The 20,218-nt window shown below is 40.2% G+C and carries 19 protein-coding genes; 6 read left to right on the top strand and 13 right to left on the bottom strand.

The genetic code is table 11. From position 1 onward, the window contains the following. Position 1: 1 nt before the first annotated feature. The 3 genes from BVC88_RS18455 to BVC88_RS18445 all read right to left on the bottom strand — a co-directional run bounded on the left by BVC88_RS18455 (position 2) and on the right by BVC88_RS18445 (position 2,614). The gene (locus BVC88_RS18455) at positions 2-616 is read right to left on the bottom strand and encodes a hypothetical protein (protein WP_075352206.1); all 615 of its coding nucleotides are present in this window, start codon (positions 614-616) and stop codon (positions 2-4) included. A gap of 217 nt (positions 617-833) precedes the next feature. Continuing rightward, on the bottom strand, positions 834-1,529 hold the full coding sequence (locus BVC88_RS18450; RefSeq protein ID WP_075352205.1) for a LytR/AlgR family response regulator transcription factor: 696 nt from the start codon (positions 1,527-1,529) through the stop codon (positions 834-836). Continuing rightward, entirely contained in the window at positions 1,526-2,614 is a 1,089-nt protein-coding gene (locus BVC88_RS18445) for a sensor histidine kinase (RefSeq protein ID WP_075352204.1), read from the bottom strand. Before BVC88_RS18445 ends, BVC88_RS18450 begins: the two co-directional genes overlap by 4 nt. A 214-nt stretch (positions 2,615-2,828) precedes the next feature. Here BVC88_RS18445 and BVC88_RS18440 point away from each other — a divergent pair, with 214 nt between their 5' ends. From BVC88_RS18440 to BVC88_RS18430, 3 genes are all read left to right on the top strand, one after another. After that, on the top strand, positions 2,829-3,260 hold the full coding sequence (locus tag BVC88_RS18440; protein WP_075352203.1) for a MotA/TolQ/ExbB proton channel family protein: 432 nt from the start codon (positions 2,829-2,831) through the stop codon (positions 3,258-3,260). A 32-nt stretch (positions 3,261-3,292) separates the two neighbouring features. Continuing rightward, complete coding sequence (locus tag BVC88_RS18435; RefSeq protein ID WP_075352202.1) at positions 3,293-4,525, top strand: alpha/beta hydrolase-fold protein; 1,233 nt, start codon at positions 3,293-3,295, stop codon at positions 4,523-4,525. Positions 4,526-4,711: 186 nt separating this feature from the next. Beyond that, positions 4,712-6,064 (top strand): amidohydrolase family protein, encoded by a 1,353-nt coding sequence (locus tag BVC88_RS18430; RefSeq protein WP_139316608.1) that lies wholly within the window; start codon positions 4,712-4,714, stop codon positions 6,062-6,064. Between the two features lie 20 nt (positions 6,065-6,084). On the opposite strand, the gene BVC88_RS18425 is transcribed toward BVC88_RS18430, so the two are convergent. The 7 genes from BVC88_RS18425 to BVC88_RS18400 all read right to left on the bottom strand — a co-directional run bounded on the left by BVC88_RS18425 (position 6,085) and on the right by BVC88_RS18400 (position 13,789). Further along, positions 6,085-6,534 carry a nuclear transport factor 2 family protein gene (locus BVC88_RS18425; RefSeq protein ID WP_083639155.1) on the bottom strand — a complete coding sequence of 150 codons (450 nt, stop codon included), beginning with the start codon at positions 6,532-6,534 and terminating at the stop codon, positions 6,085-6,087. A 228-nt stretch (positions 6,535-6,762) separates the two neighbouring features. Then, on the bottom strand, positions 6,763-7,959 hold the full coding sequence (locus BVC88_RS18420; protein ID WP_075352199.1) for an esterase: 1,197 nt from the start codon (positions 7,957-7,959) through the stop codon (positions 6,763-6,765). 194 nt (positions 7,960-8,153) lie between these two features. Continuing rightward, positions 8,154-11,231, bottom strand: coding sequence for a sialidase family protein (locus BVC88_RS18415; protein ID WP_075352198.1), 3,078 nt, complete (start codon positions 11,229-11,231; stop codon positions 8,154-8,156). Between the two features lie 330 nt (positions 11,232-11,561). Further along, positions 11,562-11,825: a helix-turn-helix domain-containing protein gene (locus BVC88_RS21605; protein ID WP_262481243.1), complete on the bottom strand. Its 264-nt coding sequence runs from the start codon at positions 11,823-11,825 to the stop codon at positions 11,562-11,564. Positions 11,826-11,903: 78 nt separating this feature from the next. Continuing rightward, the gene (locus tag BVC88_RS21600) at positions 11,904-12,470 is read right to left on the bottom strand and encodes a hypothetical protein (protein ID WP_245803682.1); all 567 of its coding nucleotides are present in this window, start codon (positions 12,468-12,470) and stop codon (positions 11,904-11,906) included. Continuing rightward, positions 12,467-12,964: a hypothetical protein gene (locus BVC88_RS18405; protein WP_075352197.1), complete on the bottom strand. Its 498-nt coding sequence runs from the start codon at positions 12,962-12,964 to the stop codon at positions 12,467-12,469. Before BVC88_RS18405 ends, BVC88_RS21600 begins: the two co-directional genes overlap by 4 nt. 9 nt (positions 12,965-12,973) lie before the next feature. Continuing rightward, complete coding sequence (locus tag BVC88_RS18400; protein WP_075352196.1) at positions 12,974-13,789, bottom strand: SDR family oxidoreductase; 816 nt, start codon at positions 13,787-13,789, stop codon at positions 12,974-12,976. Positions 13,790-14,092: 303 nt separating this feature from the next. Here BVC88_RS18400 and BVC88_RS18395 point away from each other — a divergent pair, with 303 nt between their 5' ends. Beyond that, entirely contained in the window at positions 14,093-14,968 is an 876-nt protein-coding gene (locus BVC88_RS18395; protein ID WP_083639158.1) for a carbon-nitrogen hydrolase, read from the top strand. Positions 14,969-14,972: 4 nt separating this feature from the next. Then, entirely contained in the window at positions 14,973-16,046 is a 1,074-nt protein-coding gene (locus tag BVC88_RS18390; RefSeq protein ID WP_075352195.1) for an agmatine deiminase family protein, read from the top strand. A 96-nt stretch (positions 16,047-16,142) separates the two neighbouring features. Here the strand turns inward: BVC88_RS18390 and BVC88_RS18385 are convergent, their stop codons facing one another. From BVC88_RS18385 to BVC88_RS18375, 3 genes are read right to left on the bottom strand one after another with little or no spacing between them, the layout of a single operon-like run. Then, complete coding sequence (locus BVC88_RS18385; protein WP_075352194.1) at positions 16,143-16,835, bottom strand: ABC transporter ATP-binding protein; 693 nt, start codon at positions 16,833-16,835, stop codon at positions 16,143-16,145. Further along, positions 16,832-18,088, bottom strand: coding sequence for an ABC transporter permease (locus tag BVC88_RS18380; protein WP_075352193.1), 1,257 nt, complete (start codon positions 18,086-18,088; stop codon positions 16,832-16,834). Before BVC88_RS18380 ends, BVC88_RS18385 begins: the two co-directional genes overlap by 4 nt. Further along, positions 18,085-19,200, bottom strand: a complete 1,116-nt coding sequence (locus BVC88_RS18375; RefSeq protein ID WP_075352192.1) for an efflux RND transporter periplasmic adaptor subunit — start codon at positions 19,198-19,200, stop codon at positions 18,085-18,087. The genes BVC88_RS18380 and BVC88_RS18375 overlap by 4 nt, the downstream gene beginning before the upstream one ends. A gap of 140 nt (positions 19,201-19,340) precedes the next feature. Here BVC88_RS18375 and BVC88_RS18370 point away from each other — a divergent pair, with 140 nt between their 5' ends. Continuing rightward, a complete protein-coding gene (locus tag BVC88_RS18370; RefSeq protein WP_075352191.1) occupies positions 19,341-20,189 on the top strand; it encodes an alpha/beta hydrolase in 849 nt (282 codons plus the stop codon). Positions 20,190-20,218 lie beyond the last annotated feature (29 nt).

Here is a 20,218-nt window from a genome sequence, read left to right as displayed (position 1 = left end):
TTTACCGATCGTATTTAAAATACATCAACGAGCCGTAGATCACATGCAGAACTCCAAAACCCAGTGCCCAGCAGATTAGCCCAAATTCTGGAAAGAAAGCTGCAATAATTCCTAAGATGAGCTGTCCGATTCCAAGGTTTTTGATTTCGCCTAGTGTAAAATGAGATGCATTGATCAATCCCAATCCGTAGAAAATCAAGGTTGCCGGGGCAATCATTTGATAGGCGCTTTGGTGGATCAGGGCGAAGGAAAACAGCCCGCCTGCAATAACAGGGATGAATAAAGCCAGAAGAAATCGCTTGCTTGCAGGAGATCTAAATTGCTGGGATTTTCGCTGACTTTTATTCTGACTCAGAAAATAAGCAGAGCCTACTGCAAGACCTAAAACAACTAATGCTACAACCAGCAAATTGATACGAAGGTCAGCTGTAGAAATCGATTCGGTTCCCGATGCATATTCTGAGGAGGGAAAATAAATCCAATACCAAGCTAAGCTTGCTCCAGCTAAAGCATAAATCCCAGCCAGGATCCCCGCCAGTCCGCTCAGCGAAAGGAAGCGGGTACTTCGCTCCATCATGGACCTGATCTCTGCTAATTCTTGTTCCGGTTTTTTCATCTGTTTATAATTCGATTTTTATAGGTCATATGGAATCTCGCAAAGCTGATAATCATACCAGTGTGTGACTTTTTAGTCATGCTCGATTACATCCTTTTGTGAAATTTTAATCATGCTCGATTTCATGTCTAAAAGTACTTTGAGTTACAAAGTAAAATGAAAAATTCTAATTCCCATCAAACTTGAATTAAAAATTCAGAAATTTTAAGATTATGATTTATTCAAATTGTTGCAACCGCTTCAGCACCTCTTCTTTATAGGATCTGCTGATGGTCAAAGCATTGCCTGCAATCTCCAGGAATTCATGAGTGTAGGAATCAATTGCGGACATATTTCCAATAAAGGAACGGTGGAAGCGAATGAATTGGCTTACCGGTAACTTGTTTTCAAAATTGGAGATGCTTTCACGGACGACCAAAACACGATCTTTTAGATGGATCTTGATGTAATCTGCATAGCTTTCGACGAATAGAATATCTGAAAATTCTATCTTTTCCATTTTCCGATCTTGTCGAACGAATAGGAATTCAGGCTTTTCAGCAGATGTGGAATTTCTGCCTTTGTTTAGTGATTCCTGGACTTTTGCGACAGATTTAAGGAATCGATCAAAAGGAATAGGTTTCAATAAATAATCGGTTGCCTCCAGATTAAAGCCTTCAATCGCATATTCACGATAGGCTGTGGTGAAGATAACATGAATCTCTTTAGGGATGATTTTGGCGAATGCCATGCCATCTATCCCAGGCATATTGATATCCAAGAATACCAAATCGATTTCATTTTGTTGAACCACATTAAAAGCCTCATTTGCATTGCTGCAACAATCCACCAGATGAAGATAATCCACCTTGGAGATGAATTCCTTGAGAATATTCTGTGCTATGGGTTCGTCGTCAACAATTAGGCAATTCATGATACCTGTGGCTTTGGTAGGGTGGTTAACAGTTTAAGCTCAACTACAAAATAACCATCTGATTTCTTGATGTTAAATGAATGGGAATCCGGGTACAAGAGTTTAAGTCTCTTTTGGATATTTTGAAGACCTATTCCTGAAGAAGTCAAGGTTCTTTTTGTTTCTGAATCATCGAAAGAGTTCTTTAGATAGAAATCCACTTGATCTTTTTGAGCCTCAATTCTTATTTCGACGAAGGCCTCTTTTTCTTGAGATTTCCCGTGTTTGAAGCTGTTTTCCAATAAAGGAAGAAACAGCATCGGGGCAACCATAAGATTCGTTGTTTCCTCAGGAAAACTGGAAATAATCCGGAGTTTATCTCCATGTCTCAATTTTTCCAAGGCTAGATAGTCTTTCAAATGATTTATTTCATCCTGCAAGGGGACGAGTGTTTTTTGAGTTTGGTATAAAATGTAATCCAATAAATTGGAAAGCTTAAGAATCAACTCGGGTGTTTCAGGACTCTTTGCGATAGCCGATCCATAAATTGTATTGAGTGTGTTGAATAAAAAATGGGGTTGAATCTGCATCTTCAAGTAGGAGAGTTCCTCTTGTTTAAGTAAGAGTTCTCCGTTGAGAATCGTGTACTGGAGTTCTTGGTTTTTCAGGTGTAGCTTGTAGCTTTCCCGATAGGCAGCGAATAAAGAAGTGACCAAAACCACGATATAAACAGCCACAATGATGAGGTAGAGATTTTTTGTCAAAGTAAATTCGGTGCCGAGCGATTCCACCGAATTGATAAAAAGGAATCCGTAAAAAGAGGATAAAGCGATCAGAAATATAGAGATGACAATGGAATAAAAAGTATAGAGTGCAAACCAAAAGTATTGCTGCCGGAATAGAAATTTCGGAATAAGATAAAAGCTAAATACATTGACCATTCCCATGGTAGCAGGAAGTAAAAAAGCTCCGAAAGTAAAAGCCGGGCCAAGATCAGAAATCGTGATTCCAAAGTAAAAAGCAAAGAATACCAGCGCACCAAAACAGATGGATACCTGCTCCAGCATTTTCTTTAGCAATTGCTTTATTACTCGATTCTTATCCATTTTTGAGTAGGACAAGGTCTTTTAAAAAATTGTATTTCCAAAGAATTTGCGACGATTGACGGGTTTCTGGGGATGAGTAACTTCAGGGAATAAACTTTTTCCAGAATCCAGTTGAATCCTGTCAAATCCCAAGCCTTGCCAGTCGTTTGTCGCAAAAACTACTACCAGCCTGCAAAGTATGGTAAACTTGTGAACTCATTTAAATAAATAATCAATGGACACACTCACAACAATTTTAGGCCAAAACATGGTGTTTTTAAATGTTATAACCGATCGTTTTCAGGAAAGTGGTTTTCTTGGAATGACACTGGTTTTCCTATGCTTATTATTGGCAATTTTTTTCACAGTCAAAGCTTTTTCTAAGCTCAATGCTGATACCCCAACTTTCTTGAAATACAAAAAACTGGTAAATCAAATCGTTTTGCTTGGCCTGGTAATCTCTTTTCTAAATTCCCTTTTGGGATTGATTCAGGCATTTGATGCGCTGGAAGCGACTGGTGGGGCTGATCCGGCTATTGTTGCTGGGGGATTAAAAGTAACCCTGCTTTCACCTCTTTTTGGCTTACTCGTTTTCGTTCTGGGTTATACTGCCACTTTTATACTTAGCTGGATGCGAAAAGCTGAAGCTTCAAAAGTAGCTAAATAAATCAATTGTCAAGTTCTAATAAAACCCACCTGATGTCGTTTTTCCTCAATCAAAAAACACTTCTTTGCCTCGCTATTTTGTTTAGCATAATTAGCGAGGCTAAAGCCCAATTCCTGTCTCAAATAGGTATAAAAGACTCTGTTTATTCAGAAGTTCTGGAAGAATCCAGGGTGTTCTATGTACAGTTTCCCGAAGGATTTGATCCTGAAAGTGACAGAAAATATCCTATCGCTTTTATTCTGGATGGGGAAAATTTGCTGCCTGCACTAAGCGTTACTCAAAGGTTTTATATGGGCGGGTTTTTGCCGGATATGATCCTAATCGGAGTTTCTAATCAAGAAAATAGAACCAGAGATTTGACTCCTTCAGTTGTCGAGCCAAGCTATGGTCCAAATGGAGAAGCAGATCAATTTTTGAGATTCGTAGGTGAGGAACTGATTCCCTATGTGGAAGAAAACTATCCGGCCAGCGATTATAGAACCCTCATCGGCCATTCTTATGGCGGACTCTTTTCGATCTATACTTTGATCCATCAGCCCGAACTTTTTGAGAATTATTTGGCAATTGACCCGAGTTTGGATTGGGATGATCAATTGATGCTTAAGCAGGCGAAAGAAGTTTTCTCGAAGAAAAGCTTAGAAGGAAAATCACTATATGTTTCGCTCAGTGGGCAGTTGCACATGCAAAAGCCTGAAATGACTATAGAGAATGTCATGCAGGACGATTCTGAATTCACACTTTTTGCCCGAAGTAATATTGCGTTTTCGGAGTTCATCAGAGCAAATTCGGGAGAGGGCTTAGACTTTGATTGGGATTTCTTCCCAATTGATCTTCATGGCACTGTTCCCCTTCCTTCCCTTCGGAATGGATTGATTTCACTATTCGACTGGTTTCAGATGGAAAGGGTTGAATTATTCAACATTCCAGAAACTCCCAAAGAAGACTTGCTTGAATTAATGAATTATAGAGCTGAGAAGTTAGAAGCTCATTTTGGATACCCAGAGCCCCCTTTTCCTGAAGATTTGATGACTATGTCCGGCTACATGAGTATGGATCGTGGTCAAATGGAAAAAGCGAAAATGTTCTTTGAGCAGGGAATCCATTATTTTCCAAAGAGTGCCAATCTTTATGATTCTATGGCGGATTATTATGAGGCAAATGATGATCCGAAATCCGCTTTAGAGTTTGTCAAAAAAGCTTATGAGATCAGCGGAAGTGATTATCATAAAAACAGGATCGAAGAACTAGCTCTGAAGATTAAATAATTTTCACAGACATTCTAAAGTCTGCTATCTGTTCTGGAGTATCCCAACCCAACCTGCAAGAATTCTCATAAGGTGAAATCGCGGGTTGGGATTTTTCATGAATATCAATCAGGTCATTATTCAGATTCAACCATTGGTAATTTCATTATATTGAAAATTGATTCTTCACCCTTTCATTTCAATCGTATGAATAAAAGACATGTTCTGGCAGTCATTCTACTATGTATAGGAAGTTTTCAAGCTTTCTCTCAAAATCTGCTGATCAAAGGTGGGTGGGTGTTTGATACTGAAAGCAAAAGTTTCCAGAAGAATTCAGGGATTTATATAGAGGATGGAATTTTCGGAGAAGGGGAAGGAGCAAGCGATTGGGAAGTGCTCAACCTAAGTGATGCAGATTATGTGCTCCCAGGCTTAATTGATTTGCATGCCCATTATCGGGTGAGTTATGACAACAAAGCTTACGATGATACTGTGGCAATGCCCAAGATTTTCTTGGCCAATGGAATCACCAGCACTTTTCCGGCAGGAGAAATAGAACCTGAGAAAATGTGGGGTCTTCAAGAGGCGATTGATGCCAATGAACGGCCTGGGCCAAGAATCCTACACTCTGGACCTTATTACGGAACTGCTGCACCAGATTGGAATTCTGATTTTACTGAGCAGCAAATTCGTGATCGAGTGGATTATTGGGCAAAGAGGGGAGCACTTGGTTTCAAAGCTAAAGGGATTACAAAAGAGCATCTTGCAATTCTAATAGACCAAGCTCATAAACATAATCTTACTGTAACCGGTCATTTGGATTCTGGATTTAGAAACTCGGTCAATCCTCAGGATGCAATCAAAATGGGGATTGATCGAATAGAGCATTTTTTGGGAGGAGACTTGTTGGTAGCTACTACCAGTGCCTATAATAGTTTAAAAGACCTAGATCCTGCAGATCCAAGGCTGGAAGAAATCATTCAATTGTATATCAAAAACGGAGTTTATTTCGATGCAACATTGGGAACTTATGGTGCTATCGGTTTGGTAGATTCTCCGATTTTTGAGGATTGGGCATTTGAAAATCAATACTTTACACCTTTCGCAGGAAATGTAATTAAGAATGTAAAGCCCTCAAGTTTCAATGAACTTTGTGCTTTGATATATCCTGTGAAACAAGGAGTTCTAAAGCGGTATTATGATGCAGGGGGATTGATTACAGTGGGGACCGACCGACCACTTTTACTGGATAATTACTTGGGTGGAGGAATCGGTGGTTTCTTTATTCATAGGGAAATGGCAGCCATGGTTGAAATTGGAATTCCAGCTGCCGATGTACTTTACTTTGCGACCCAACAGAATGCTGAAGCCTTCAAAATTTCAGATCGTACAGGAAGTATTTCGCCCGGAAAATGGGGAGATGTGATGATCATCAAAGGAAATCCATTGGAAGATATCAATCGGACTCGATCTGTTCATACGGTTGTCAAAGCCGGTAAAGTATTTGATTCCAAAACTTTGCTGGAAGCAGCTAAAGTAAAGCTGGGGCCGGAGAATTAATATTTACTTTTTCTAAATATCTATTCTTCCTCAGGAATAGCCATTGTATGATTTCCTATTAAGAGACATTTTCCATCAATCTCAACATAGGTCCGCATAAAATGGTAGTTGGCTGGATTTTCGGTTCTATCAACATAGGTAAATCCAGTTACGATCGCAGTATTTCCTGTAATCACCACTTCCACGTCTCTTTGAACTCGAGACGTATTATTGTTACCACCATTTGCTTTTTGTCTTTTGGCTTTCTCAACCGCAGATTCTTTACTGTCAACCGAAGAGTAATGATTATGCACCCAAATAAATCCTTCGGCTAAAGTAGATTCCATAAAATCAGGGTCTGGATTTAGATTAGCCTCTTCCCATTTGGCATCTAGTGCCTTGATATTTTCCTCCGTCATGCAGGACTGCTGGGCTGTAGCTGAAAAAGACGTGATGATGAAAATTGAGATCAGAAAGGGGAGTAGTTTCATTTGTTGCTAGGTTTTGATTTTGTGAATTTAAGTTAGGGAATTTTCTGGCTATCGATTTTCTATAAAGCTTGATGTGCCACCAAAAAGAGTCTAATTTTCGAGGTATATGATATTGCTATTTTCCTAAAAAGTTTCAACATGAAATGGACAAAACAGGGAATCAAAAAAAGCGCAATCCAAAACGGACTGCGCTTTATGCAATAAATAGGTTAATAGGTAATTCTTTTATTATTTGAATAGTAATGGAGTAAACTGAGTCAGGTAAACTCTCCAGTTTCTCCAGATATGGCCACCTTCACTTTCCACATATTCATAAGGCATTTCCATGCCATCTAGTTTGCTTCGAAACTCCTTGTTTGCTTCATAGAGGAAATCAGTTTTGCCAATAGCGATCCAGTAGAGCTTGTACCCGTTTTCTTTTTGGGCAGTTAAAGTTTTGTCAAAATCACTGTAAACCTTCCCTGTTGCATCTTCCCGAGCCATAATTGCTGCTGAAAACAAGCCTACATAATCAAAAGTGTTCGGATAATATCTGGAAATGTGCAGGGAATGGTATCCACCCATAGAAAGTCCGGCAATTGCCCGATTGGCTTTATCTGCTTTTACTTGATAATTGCTTTCCACGAAGTTGATGATGTCTTTGAAAGCTCCTTCATAAGTTCCATCCATAGTCTTTGGAATCATGAATTGGGGTTTATAAAAACCTAGACTTCCTTCCCCGGGAGCTCCATCTTGAATCACATTGCCATTTGGCATCACTACAATCATTGGCTTTACTTTGCCTTCAGCGATTAGATTGTCCATGATTTGGGCTGTACGGCCTAAGGCTATCCAAGCCTCTTCATCACCGCCAGCTCCATGTAAAAGATAAAGCACTGGATATTTTTCAGTTGATTCTTCATATCCAGGTGGAGTATAAATGGTGATTCTTCTATCCATCCCCAGTGTCGGAGAATCATACCAACGACGGGTAACTGTTCCATGCGGGACATCCTGAGTTCGGTAAAGATCAGCCTGACCATCGCCTACAATAAAGATATTGGTCACCGAAGCCACATCTCGAATGAGAAAAGGATTACTGGGATCGGTGGTGGTAAAGCCATCAATGATAAAGGAATAGCTGTACAACTCTGGGGTTAATGCTGTGGATGTATATTCCCAGACTCCATTAGCATCCTTCACTAAATCATTTTTTCCTGGCCCATCCATAGGACCTCTCGGTGTTTCAATTTTCATTGATGGTAAAAAATCTCCAGTTACCTGAACTGAATTTGCATTCGGAGCAAAGAGTCTGAACGTAACAGTTCCGTCTTCACGAATTTCTGGAGAAACAATGTTTTGGGCCCGAAATATGGCCTCCTGTGCATGGGAAGTAAATACTAATGCAATTAGGAATAATAGGTTTGTGAGCAGGTGTTTTTTCATGGGGAAGGGTCTATTGTGTCAAAGTGGAAAAATAGAGAAAAGCTAATGGAAATCCTAGCATTTATCTATTAAGCCTCGAATGCATTACAAACAAAAGGTTCGAGCCTAATGACTCGAACCTTTTAAAATTCTGTTTCCAGACTATTTCAATTTTTACAAATCGAAAGTCTTTTTATCAAATCTTTTTTAATGCATTAGTCAATTTTCAACTGCTTGTCTTTTTTTAGTCCTTTGTTGATTTTGGGTAGAGTATTTTTAAGGACTTGATCTCTTTCAACTTTGAGTTTGTCTTTCATCGATAGGTAATAGTTGTACTGTTCCTTTTGATCATGTGACCAAGGACCAATGTAATCACCTATTTCTGAATAAAGAGTTCTGATTCGGCTGAATAGCTCATTGTACTTCTCACTTATTTCTTTTAAAGGAGCTGCTGCACTCTTATCATAAGAAACCTTGTCTTTTTCCAATTGATCCAATTGTTTAATCAACTTTTCGATACTTGCCCGATCTGAAGTAACTTCTGAAGACAATGCAAGAACATTCATTTGTGATGCCGTCCACTCTTTCCGCACATCGATAGAGACATCAAGACGTGGGTCATCACTTACCTTGAATTTTTGATCATAGATTTCTCCATTCACTTGCAACTTAGCAGTATAAAGTCCCGGTAAAACATAAGGCCCATTCATTCTAGACCTGCCAGTTCCGGCTTGCTTGTTTTGGTAGCGGAGTTCCCACATTACACGGTGAAGTCCAGACTTGTTTTCTGTCTTAACCTCATCAACGAGTATTCCTTGTGCATCATAAATCTTTAAACTGATCGCATCATTGGCAACTGAGTCTTTCAGATAATAGTCGATTGCCGCACCGAATGCAGGATTTTCACCCCGATAGTACATGTCGCCTGTGTGTGCTCCATCATCCAAATAATTGATGATTTCGGCATCTGAGATGGAGAATAAAGCGGCTTTTTGCTTTAGAATTGCAGGGCTTATTTCTTGTAGCGCATTGACATGATCTAAAATCCAAACCCCACGGCCATGTGTGCCTAAGACCAAATCATTATCTCTTGGATGAATGACCAAGTCGTTAAAGGGAAGAGTAGGCATATTACTTTTTAATTCTACCCAATGCTCCCCTCTATCAATGCTGATAAAAAGGCCTAATTCTGTACCCAAGTAGAGTAAGTTGGGGTTTTTGGGATCTTCTCTTAAGGTTCTTGCAACACGGTTGGCAGGTAAATCACCTTCAACGGATTCCCAGGTCTTTCCATAATCTTCTGTACGATAGATGTAATTATTGAAATCATTATTTCTATAATTATTGATGGCAACATATGCTGTTCCTGCAGTATGGGAGGATGGTTCAAAGGTATTAATCCAAGTTTCCTTTGGAAGTCCAACCAAAGAGCTACTCACATCATTCCAGGTTTGTCCATCATCCCAAGACACTTGCAGCAAGCCATCATCTGTTCCAGCATAAAGCATTCCCGGTCTGTGTAGGTCTTCAGCAACTGCTGTCAAAGTAGGATAGTAGGGAATCCCATCGTCCAATGAGGCGGTATTTTCGTCTGGCCTTTGTCCCATGATTAGAAGCTCTCTTCTATTTACTTTGGTAGTAAGATCACCTAGTGAGACCCAAGTAGAACCATTATCTGTGCTTTTCCATAGCACGTTGGTGCCTGCGTAGATGGTATTATCATCATGATGCGATAAAAAGAACGGACCATCCCAGTTTCCTGGCGCCATCGCATTTCCCAGTTCTGGTTCCGGAATTCCCGGTCCCCAGGCATCCCAATTTCTTCTAGCACTTATTCTGCCTCTTGGATCGCCTGGACGAATATCCTGACGCTGTCCAGTTTTCATATTGTATCTGGAAAGTCCCAAATATTGAGATTCGGTATAGACTACATCTGGATCATTTCGATCCACTAGATTTAGAAAACCATCACCCCCTCCAAGCCTTCTCCAATCTTCATTCAAAATACCATCAGTGCGGTAGGTTTCGCTTGGTCCTACCCAACTTCCATTGTCTTGCAAGCCACCATAGACTTTGTAAGGTTTTGCATTGTCAACTGAAACACGATAAAACTGACTTACCGGAAGATTGCTAACAAAGAGCCATTTGATCCCTCTGTCATAGGAAATCCCTATTCCTCCATCATCACCTTTAATGACATGTCGGGAGTCCTTAGGATTGACCCAAAGAATTCGATCATCCCCATGAAGCGATTGACGAGGAGCAATGAAAGTTCTTCCACTATCGCTAGAGTAACTGTACTGATTCATCATATAAATTCTTGACTCATCACTTGGATCCACCAAGGGCTGTGAAGCATACATGGGTCTTGGATTCCAATCACTCATCAATTCCCAACTTTCTCCTTTGTCTTTGCTGCGGTATAAACCAGCTCTTCTCTCATTATAAGCAGTGGAAGCATTGTATTGATAGCCCTGTTCCAAAGAAATAAATACAACTTCAGGATTGTTGCGATAAATGGAGATACCAATTCGGCCATAATCCCCTTCAGGAAGTCCATTTTTTAATTCTTCCCAAGTCTTTCCTCCATCTGTGGATTTATGTATTCCACTACCAGGGCCTCCGCCATGAAATCCATAAGGCTTTCGTCTTCTTTGGTAAGTGGCAGCATATAGGATATTGGGATCGGAAGGATCCATCGCGACATCGGATACGCCTGTATTTTCATCCACATAGATTAATCTGTCCCAGGTTTTACCGCCATCTTTTGTGTGATATAAGCCTCTTTCTTCATTGGGGCCCCATAGATGACCCATTGCGGCAACATAGGCGACAAGGGTATCTGTAGGATGAAGCACAATTCTTCCGATATGATGAGAGTCTTTTAACCCTACATTATTCCAGTTCTTGCCGCCGTCATGGGATATATAAACACCATCTCCCCAAGAATTACTTTGCCGATTGGCTCGCTCGCCAGTTCCTACCCATAGGATATTGGGGTGGTTTTGATTTACAGCGATCGCTCCTACCGAGTGCGTTTTTTCATTTTCAAAAACAGGTTCAAAAGAAACTCCATTATTGGTCGTTTTCCAGATACCCCCAGTGGCTGTAGCTGCATAAAAAGTGTATGGGTCTGATTCAACTACCGCAAGATCAACGATCCTTCCACTCATATTGGCAGGACCAATATTTCTTAGCGGGAGTCCGTTTAATAATTCACTGGTCAATTCCTGACCATGGACAAAAATGGAAAGACTCAAGCCGAGCAAGAGTAAAAGTGATTTGATTTTCATATGATTATAATTGTTTTTTTAAATTTTTCATACCCGACCAACTGACGCCATTCGGGCGGGAAATCAAGCCTAGTTAGCAATTATTCCTCCACGTGTCGCTGCCAACATGCGCGATTTCATAAGAGGGTATTTCAGGACAAAGTGGAATTTAAGCAGATGAACGGAGTCTTCAAATACTTTTTGAGGAATGGTTGGTAATCGGAGAAAGAAAAAAAATAATAATTGGTATTGTTTTCAGACTTATCGGGATAGGTTAATTAAAATTATAAATGCGAAGCTTTCCACTTTTGCCCCCATTTTGGTCAACCCTATTTATTAGAAAGCATTTTATCAATTTAGATTTCTATACTCCATTGGTGTTTGACCGGTCTTTTGTTTGAAAAGTTTGTTAAAGTATTGAGGATATTCAAATCCTAAATTATAAGCTATTTCATTAACCGTTTTATCTGTATTGATTAGACCGTTTTTTGCTTCCTCTATAAGGTAAAAATGAATGTGTTCTTGGGTATTTTTGCCAGTCTCTTTCTTTAGAAGGTCGCTCAAATAACTTGGGGATAAGTTGACTTGCTCCGCTAAAAATTTGACGGTGGGCAACCCTTTTTCTTTAATTATATCAACTGAAAAATACCGCTTTAAAATCGCTTCGATTTGGGAGATTATTTTCTTATTGGATTAGCTTCTTGTAATCAATTGTCTGCCATAAAACCGTGAACAGTAATTCAACAATAACTCGATGGTAGAAACAATAATAAACTGGCTGTGGACATCAATATTCTCTTTGAGTTCGGCTTCGATTTTTTGCACGCATTCATACAGGATATTTTTTTCCTTATCCGAAAGGTGAAGTGCTTCAGATATCTCGTATGAAAAAAAGCTGTAGTCTTTTATTTTGTCATTCAGGGAGGTTGCCCGAATCAAATCCGGATGGAAAAACAGACCCCAACCCAGCATGTTTTCTCTTGATTCCACTTCATTATCGATCTCTATGGCTTGGTTGGGAGCGATGCAGATCAAATTGCCATCCTGAAAATCAATAGTTTTGCGACCGTATTTGAAATTGTTTTTGCAGTAATTTTTAAACATGATGGAATAGAGATCAGTAGAAATCATGGAATTTTGTTCTACTTGTTCGCTGACCTTACTAAAATCCAATACCGCTACTAAAGGGTGCTGACTAGGACCTAAATCAAACAATTTGTATAAGTCTGAAATGGTATGGATGTGTATGATTGGTTTCATAGTTTGTCTACTAGTTCTTGCAAATGATTCAGGTAGAAATGCGCTCTTTTCTCAGCAAAGAAATCTAAGGAAAGCAAGACGGCACATTGAATAAATAGGCCCAATCCAACTCCCTTCCAAAATCCATATCCTGATAAGGAATACATGAGAACGATTCCTACCAAGATAAGTGCGATCTCAAAATATCGGTAATAAACGAAATTTTGGACGACGATCTCCATTCTAGGGATTTCTTCAGTTTGGATTTTTTCAGACTCCAGTTTGATCAGATTTTCTACCCGGAAGTTGTCCTTAGGGCTTCTTATATAAATAGTAGTGCCGATGACTAGCTGCACAAGCGAAAAAACGATGAGGGGAATGGCGAGACCTTTCCAGAAACTGTCCTTCAAGAAAAACAATAAGTAAATCGAGAGGAGGATGGCAAAAATGCCGAAACTTATAAATAATAGGCTTTCGGCTTTTTCCGCATTGAAATATTTAACTATTGGATTCATATCGCTGGCTTAAAGTCCGAATTGTGATTTGATTCCACCAATGAATGTGGCGTCATCAAATTGTTGACGGTTTGCCATAAGTATTTTAGCATCTTCTCCAGCGGTGTAGCGTAGTTGGTCTTTACCATCGGTTGCGGCTTCAAAAATCACCTCGGCTACGACACTTGCCGGAGAAGCATTTTCTGCCATTTTGGGCATTGCACCCATTAAAGCGCCGACGATTTTTTGGTATTCAGCCATGGTTTCGTCATTGCTAAAATCAAAAGACCTGCCACCAAAATCGGTTGCTATCATGCCTGGCTCAACAATTTTTACTTGCCCGCCAAATTGTTCGACTTCATAGTTCAACGATTCTGAAATACCTTCAACAGCAAACTTTGTCCCATGATACAAAGCACCTAAAGGGAAGGTTATTTTGCTACCTATGGAAGAGATATTAATGATGATGCCAGTTTTATTTTGGCGGAAATGAGGAAGAATAGCCTTCGTTACATCCAAAAGTCCTATCACATTGGTATTGAACTGACGTACTATTTTTTCTCTTGAAAATGACTCCAAAGTGCCATAGGCTCCGTAACCTGCATTATTTAATAAAACGTCAATCTGACCAAATTTTTGAATGCCTTCACTGACAGCATTTTGAATAGATTCCAAATCCAAAACATCAAGCTTTGTAACCAAGACGTTTTCTAAAGCCTTTAACTCTGCTTCGATTTGTGGATTTCGCATGGTAGCGATTACGTTCCAACCCTTAGACTGAAATAGTTTTGCAGTTTCTCTTCCTATCCCACTGCTTGCACCGGTAATTAAAATTGTCTTTTTCATTTTTATAGCGTTTAAGTTGTGCTACAAAGTTGAGTCTAAACGTAAGTTTGAGGATAAGACGAATTCGGGTTGTTTGTATTCTTTTTACGGATTATTGGGGTTTGCTTACTGCAATCTTGTTTATTTAGTACGGTTTGTTGTGGTGTTCTGACTTACTCTGAAAGGTCTTTATACGTAAACAATCAATTGTTTTTCTTCAAATCTGCTCAATTAATTCTTCGATATTTTTCCCTTTAAAATCCAAAGTTTTGGGATTACTTGATCAAGAAGTATCTTTGCCCCTCAATCAAAAACGAATCAATCGTGGCTAATAAAACCGTCAAAGTAGGCTTGGTACAGCTCAGTTGCTCTGGGGATGTGACCGAAAATATGAATAAAACCATCGCAGGCGTCCGTGAGGCAGCTGCCAAAGGCGCTCAAGTGGTGGTACTTCAGGAACTTTTTCGTTCGCTATACTTCTGCGATGTGGAGGATTATGACAACTTTCTTTTAGCAGAAGCTATCCCAGGTCCTTCGACCGATTCTTTAGGAGGTTTGGCTAAAGAGTTGGGTGTAGTGATTGTCGCTTCACTTTTTGAGAAAAGAGCGGAAGGGCTTTACCATAATACGACCGCAGTTTTAGATGCGGATGGAAGCTACCTCGGTAAATACCGAAAAATGCATATTCCAGATGATCCGGGCTATTATGAGAAGTTTTACTTCACGCCAGGAGACTTAGGCTACAAAGTATTCCCTACCAAATTCGGTAAGATCGGAGTCTTGATTTGCTGGGATCAGTGGTATCCGGAAGCTGCAAGAATTACCGCTCTTAAAGGTGCTGACTTTTTGGTTTATCCTACAGCCATCGGCTGGGCTTTACATCAAGATGAGCAAACTAATGATGATCAATACAATGCTTGGCAGACCATTCAGCGTTCGCACTCGGTTGCTAATGGAATTCCAGTAGTATCGGTCAACCGAACAGGAGTGGAGGGACCGATGCAGTTCTGGGGAGGAAGTTTTGTCTCCAATGCCTTTGGTCGAGTGACTTACAAAGCGCCTCATTTGGAAGAAGAAGTGCATGTAGAAGAATTAGATCTGACAGGTTCGGATCGTTACCGCACGCATTGGCCTTTCCTTCGCGACCGAAGAATTGATTCTTATGCACCGATTACCAAGCGCTACCTCGACGAAGAATAAACTCATGTCCACTATTTTTGAACTCGCAAAAACCGGAGCAGCCACTCCGGCGGAATTAGGCTATTATTTCCCGGCAGAATTTGCTCCGCAAGAATCCATGTGGCTCAGTTGGCCACATAAGGAAGAATCTTGGCCAGGAAAAATCGATACGATTTATGCGCCATATTCGCTTTTTATCAAGGAGGTTGCCAAAGGCCAAAAAGTAAATATCAATGTCGCCAATGAGGCGATGAAGAATTTTGCTTTGGTTCATTTGGAAAAGGCGGGAGTAAACTTGGCTCAGATTCGTTTTCACTTTTTCCCTACCAATGATGCCTGGTGCAGAGATCATGGACCGGCCTTTATCATCAATCCAAAAGCAGAAGAAAAGAAAGCTTTGGTAAAATGGGAATACAATGCTTGGGGAGAGAAATATCCTCCTCATGATCTGGATAATCAGATTCCGATTAAAATTGCGGCTGAACTTGGAATTCCTTGCTTCCGACCGGGAATCGTTATGGAAGGCGGTTCGGTTGAATTTAACGGAAAAGGAACGCTTTTGACTTCTGAAGCTTGCCTCTTGAATGAAAACAGAAACCCAGATCTAAATCAGGAACAGATTGAAAAATACCTCTGTGATTATTACGGAGTAAATCATATTCTCTGGGTAGGAGATGGGATCGTGGGAGATGATACCGATGGGCATATCGATGATATTACGCGATTTGTGAATTCGGATACCGTGGTGACGGTAGTGGAGGAAAATAAATCAGATGAAAACCATCACCTGCTTCAGGAGAATCTTGATCGCTTAAAGAAGATGAGATTAGAAGATGGTAAGCAATTGAATATTGTAGAACTTCCAATGCCAAGTCCGGTGATCTATGAAGATCAGCGACTTCCAGCTTCTTATGCGAATTTTTACATTGCAAACGAATCGGTGATTGTACCCACTTTCCGAGATAAGAATGATCAAAAGGCTTTGGATATTCTTACGAATTGTTTCCCAAACAGAAGAGTTGTAGGAATCGATAGTACGGATATTATTTGGGGGTTGGGAAGCTTTCATTGCTTGAGTCAACAGGAACCAGCGGTTTAACGTCATTGCGAGGAACGAAGCAATCTGTTAAAGTTCAGGAGATTGCTTCGTCGTTCCTCCTCGCAATGACGAAGACACTGCCCACTGTAATACTGCCTACTGCCCACTGATCACTCTCCCATCTTCCATCTCAATGATTCGATCAGTACCGTCAGCAAATTCAGGGTCGTGAGTCACTATCAGAATCGTTTGATGAAATTCAGTAGTTAATTCTTTGAAGATATTGAATACAATATCCGCGTTTTTCTTGTCCAGATTCCCGGTTGGTTCGTCTCCCATAATCAGCAACGGATCATTGATTAGGGCTCTGGCAATCGCTACACGTTGTTTCTGGCCTCCAGAAAGTTGATTCGCTTTTTTCAGCGCATGATCTTGCATATCAAAAATCTTAAGCTTTTCCATTGCCCGATGCTCCAATTCTTCTCTTGAAAATTTCCCCAACTTTAACCCGGGGATCAGGACATTTTCCAGGACAGAAAATTCGTTGAGCAAATAGTGAAACTGGAAGACGAAACCGATTTTTTCATTTCTAAGCCGTGAGAGGTAATTCGCATGTTTTCCAGTTATAATCTGTTCATCAATCAATAGCTCGCCTTTGTAATCGGTATCCATGGTAGAGAGGATGTAAAGCAAAGTAGATTTGCCGCAGCCACTTTTACCGACTACCGAGACGAATTCTCCACGATTAATCCTGAAACTCACATTCTTCAATACCTGAGTTTCGATAGGATTGTAGAAAAACTTATCGATATTTTTCGCTTCTAGAACGGGTTGATTTGTCTTTGTCATTTCCCTCTGATTATATCTACCGGATCCACACTGCTAGCTTTTCTTGCCGGGAAAAAACCTGCCAGGTAAGTAGTCACCAAGCTAAAAACACCTCCAATAAAGTAGTATTTGGAACTGAAATCAATAGGGTAGGTTTTCACCGTCGGCAGCGCATCTGTTTCAAATGGGATTCGCTCAATTCCCAGGCAGCTCAAATAACCTAAGAGCAATCCCAAGGCGCCGCCAATAAAACCAATCGATAAAGCAATCGTGATAAAAATGCGCTTGACATCTGAACTATTGAAACCAATGGCTTTGAGGATTGCGATGGTATCCAATTTCTCATAAATCATCATATTAAGGATATTATAAATCCCAAAGCCTGATACCACCAATAAAGTAATACCTACAGCATAACTAATCAGTGTTCGAATGCTTGATCCTGTTTCAAACTGCGCATTGACGGTCTGTATATCGTCTGCTTCTATTTCAAAAATATCTCGATATTCATTCGCAAATTCTGGAGCCTGATTAAAGTCATATAGCTTTACCTGAATATCCGTCAAGTAAGAAGCAGGTTCTCCCATCATTTTTTGGACGGTATTGATGGAAGCAAAACTATTCGCATTGTCAAAATCGGCCAAGCCTGACTGATAATAGCCGACTACCTTTAGCTGTGCTTTATTTCCCTGTGCGGTAGTAACTTGGATTACATCTCCAATATCGGCAAGCATTCTGTCCGCAGCTCCTTTTCCCAAAATAATACTGTTTGTTTGGAGTAAATCAGCCGGATTTCCCACGGTAACATAATCCTGAAAGGCAAATAACTCAGTTTCCTTTTCAGGATCTATTCCATTGACCACTCCGGTCAAATCAATACTGCCGACATTATAAAATACTTGGGAAGCTATTTTAGCACTGACACCTCTTACTCGTGGATCTTCGTTTAGCGTTTTTAAAATAGGTTCTGAGTTATAGATTGCCAATCTCGAATTACTAGGCTTAATGGATCGAATGACATTGATTCCAGTGCCAAACTCAGAAGAAAGATCAATGGGCTGGTTCGGGTTTGGCTTAATCTGATTGTAAAAACGGATATGTGGGGTCCTGTTAAGTACCAGTCCATCCAATAGCGTATTTAGGCCATTCATAAATCCAAGCAGCGCTACAAACATGGTGATACTGAATGTTACTCCGATAGCCGCGACCAGTGTCTGTTTGATTCGAGCAAACATAAGCGCTCTGGCTAATTCTAAAATTAGCGACCATTTCATAAGCCTGGCTTTAAGATTTTGGTCGAGGTATCCAGACCTCTTAGAATTTCGGCAGATTGGTAGTTTTTAATTCCAACTTCCACCCGGATGGAATCCCCATTTTCATTCAGAACATATTGGTCATCGATCAGAAAAGCTCTAGGGATAATTATGGTTTGGGCTTTTTCTGAAAGTACGATATTCGCCTCTAAGGTGAGGTTGGGATAAAGTTGCGGAGGTGCTTTTGTGAATTCGGCTTCTATGGTAAAGCTTTTGGTATTGCTATCCATAATCGGATAGATCCTTGTGACTTCAGCAGTAAAAGTTTCTCCCTTATAACTATCCATTGATACTACTAGTGGCTGCCCAATCTTGACTTTAGCTATATCATATTCGTCGACCTGAAGCTCCAGAAGAAATTCATCAGCACTTCCCAACACTGCCAAAGCAACCTGTGGAGTGACCATTTCTCCTTTTTCCTTGGGAAGAGAATAGACCTTTCCGTTTATTTTACTTTTCAGGACATATTCACTCTCCAGAACTCGGCTGATAGCCAGACTTTTCCCAGCAGTTTTTTCATTGAATTGAATTTCTTTTTTGAGATCCTCATAGCGAAGCAAAGCTGTTTCGTAGGCTGTTTTAGAATTTTGAAAAGTGAGTTGTCTTTGTTCCAGTTCCACCTCCGTGCCTATATTTTGCTTCCAAAGATTTTGTTGTCGATGGTATAAAAGAGAATCATTCAGCATTTTACTTTTTGCAAAGTCGATGTTTAGCTGCAGGTCTCTAAGTTTACTTTGATTGGTCTGGAGATCAGCATAGGCTCTGGCGATTTCCGCATTTTCCCGGCTTAATTTTTCACGCTCAGAATACACAGCCAGAATGGGAGTTCCTTCCTGAACCAAGTCGCCTTCCTGAACAAAAATTTCCTGGATTGGGCCGGAAGCACTGGTGAAAGCTTCGTATTGATTGACTGCTTTGATTTGGCCGGAGGCATATACAGATTCTGAAATGGCTCCCATCGTGGGGAAAATTGCATTTTCATCCTCTTCCCGACAAGAAAGCAAGATCAGGAAAGGAAGGCTCAGCAGGTAGTAGAAAAAGCGGAAGGAATATGGATTGTATTCGTATTTCATGATTAAGCTTTGTACAAATTAGTCATTCTCTCAGAAAAATTTCGATGACAAATATCATATTGCGGTTTGATTTGGGATTTGAGCCCCAAAAATTAAAACAATTGACAGCCTTTTTATTTTCTATTGGAAATCTACTTTGAATGAAAGTTAAAATATTTACCCTTTTTATTATCCTGGGACTGAGTAGTTGTGCCTTTCAGTCCATCCATCGCTCTAAGAATATCACGTATCTCGAAGCAGATTCGGTACAAAATTTACCCCAAAAGCAATTAAATGTTTTCTACCAGAAAAAAGGACAGGATCTTCCAGTGATGATTTTTATCCACGGGGGGAGTTGGAATAAAGGACGAAAAGAGATTTATGATTTTATGGGAAGTCGATTGGCTCGAAGGGATGTGGTCACCGTCATTATTGACTATCCGCTGGCTCCAGATTACCAGCTTCCAACAATGGAACTCGCATCGGTGAAAGCGGTAAAGTGGGTTTATGAAAACATTGAAAACTACGGAGGGGATAAGGACAATATCTTTATTTCTGGGCATTCTGCCGGGGGACATTTGGCAGCTTTGGCTGCAATTAAAAAAGAGCCTTATGAGAAATTAGGCTTTACCAACCCATTAAAAGGAGCGATTCTCAACGATCCAGCTGGTTTGGATTGGTACTGGTTTCTCAATGAGCGAAAAGGGGAGCCTGATGGGAAGGATAATTACGATGCTTTTACGGACGATCCAGCTGTATGGAAGGAATATTCCCCGATTTACTTTATGGACGGAAATGAGATTCCAATGCTGATCATGGAGGGTGAGCAAACTTATCCAGGAATCAGACTGACTATAGATCGATTTAGGAAGCGTGCAGTGGAGACAGAAACTGAATTGGATTATTCACTTTATAAAAAAACCAAACACATTCCGATGGTAACCCAATTTTTCTGGACTTGGAGCAAGGGGTATGATGACGTGTTGAATTTTATTGAAGCAGAGAAATAATAGGAATCTAATCTAGAGCTGGTGGTTCT

It is taken from the genome of Algoriphagus marinus, assembly GCF_001936475.1.
Classification (GTDB): Bacteria; Bacteroidota; Bacteroidia; order Cytophagales; family Cyclobacteriaceae; genus Algoriphagus; species Algoriphagus marinus.
Note: the sequence above shows the minus strand (reverse complement) of the source record. Positions and strands in the feature narration are given on the sequence as shown.